Annotated in this window: 1 protein-coding gene and 1 pseudogene; one reads left to right on the top strand and one right to left on the bottom strand. The window is 42.3% G+C overall.

The window, feature by feature from the left end; genetic code table 11:
* Positions 1-1,301, top strand: a 1,301-nt coding sequence (gene argH / locus B2X72_RS15290; protein WP_286850410.1) for an argininosuccinate lyase, incomplete at its 5' end; no start/stop codon positions are given.
* 83 nt (positions 1,302-1,384) lie between these two features.
* Here argH and B2X72_RS15295 read toward each other — a convergent pair.
* Positions 1,385-1,919 (bottom strand): annotated as a pseudogene (locus tag B2X72_RS15295) (galactose-1-epimerase); the annotation flags it as partial.

Here is a 1,919-nt window from a genome sequence, read left to right on the forward strand (position 1 = left end):
ATTCTTTTGTAGAATCGTTTACGGTGGGCAATGACCGCGTAATGGACCTGCAACTTGCTGCTGCGGATGTTTTGGGTTCATTGGCCCATACACGCATGTTGAATAGCATAAATCTGATGACCGATGAGGATCTAGTGCTTGTACAAAAAGAACTGAAAAATATCTATAAAGAAATTATAGCCGGTGACTTTCGTATTGAGGACTCGGTAGAAGATGTGCATTCACAGGTCGAAATGCTGCTTACACAGCGTATTGGAGAGGCAGGTAAGAAAATTCACTCCGGCAGATCCCGTAATGACCAGGTTTTGGTCGATCTAAAATTATACTTCCGCTCAGAGATTCAGCATATCATCCAGAATACAGAAGCTCTTTTTAATGAATTGATCCAACTCAGCGAGCGATATAAGCATATTCTGATTCCGGGATACACGCACTTGCAGATTGCAATGCCTTCATCTTTTGGATTATGGTTTGGTGCTTACGCAGAAAGCCTTGTTGATGATCTGGAGATGATGCGTGCCGCCTGGAAGGTTTGTAATAAGAATCCTTTAGGATCTGCTGCAGGCTATGGATCATCTTTTCCATTAAATAGAACGATGACGACGCAATTGCTGGGATTTGAAGACCTAAATTACAATGTGGTTTATGCACAGATGGGGAGAGGTAAGACCGAACGTATCTTGGCACAGGGCATGAGTTCCATCGCCGCGACATTGGCCAAATTTGCAATGGACGTATGTCTGTATATTAATCAAAATTTTGGCTTTATCTCCTTTCCGGCACATTTAACCACGGGGTCGAGCATCATGCCGCATAAAAAGAATCCAGATGTCTTTGAGTTGATCCGTTCACGCTGTAATAAGATACAGGCATTGCCAAATGAAATTGCGTTGATGACTACCAACCTGCCGTCTGGTTATCATAGAGATCTTCAATTGTTAAAGGAAAATTTATTCCCGGCTTTTAAATCGCTGAATGAATGTCTTGAAATGGCAGCTTTCATGTTGGAAAATATTTCTGTTAAAGAGAATATCCTGAACGATCCAAAATACGATTATTTGTTCTCTGTTGAAGTCGTAAACAACGAGGTTCTGAAAGGGGTTCCTTTCCGGGAGGCCTACAGGACTATCGGCATTGATATCGATGAAGGCCGTTTCAAGCCATCAAAAGAGGTAAACCATACGCACGAAGGAAGCATTGGAAATCTATGCAATGATCAGATTCAACGTATGTTCGGAGAGGTCAAAGCAACTTTTGGTTTTGAAAAAGTCGAATCAGCATTGGATGATCTTTTAAAATAAAAATGTGCTGTGACCCTACAAAGGAAACAGCACATCAACATAAAACGGCCGGTAAGCACATGCTTACCGGTCGTTTTCTTTTCTTATTTTTTTATAGAGAACTTAAAATGTGTCTCGGAGTCGAACGATTCGCCCGCTTTTAACAGGGTTGAAGGAAATTCCGCCTGATTGGGCGTATCCGGAAAATGCTGTGTTTCCAGACAGAATCCGGCATAAGGCAAATATTTATAACCTCTTTTGCCAAAATCATTTCCCGTCATCCAGTTTGCTGTATAGAGCTGTACACCAGGCTCCGTTGTAAAAACATCCAGCTGAATGCCTGTGTTTTTTGAATAGACTGTTGCACAAGGCTGCGAAATAGGCTGGTTGTTGACATAACAATGGTCATAGCCTTTGGCAGCGATCAATTGTTCGTTATTTGCAGTAATATCTTGAACAATAGGTTTGGGTATGCGGAAGTCGAAGGCGGTGCCCTCCACAGGTACTATTGCATTTGGTATCTGGTTGTCGTCTACAAATAAGACCTCATCTGAGTTGATCTGAAGGATTTGCTGCAATACGTCGCCACTGCCTTCCCCATCCAGATTGAAGTACGTATGATTGGTCAAGTTGACGTGC

This window comes from Sphingobacterium sp. UBA7253, from assembly GCF_002472745.1.
In the GTDB taxonomy this organism is placed as follows: Bacteria; Bacteroidota; Bacteroidia; order Sphingobacteriales; family Sphingobacteriaceae; genus Sphingobacterium; species Sphingobacterium siyangense.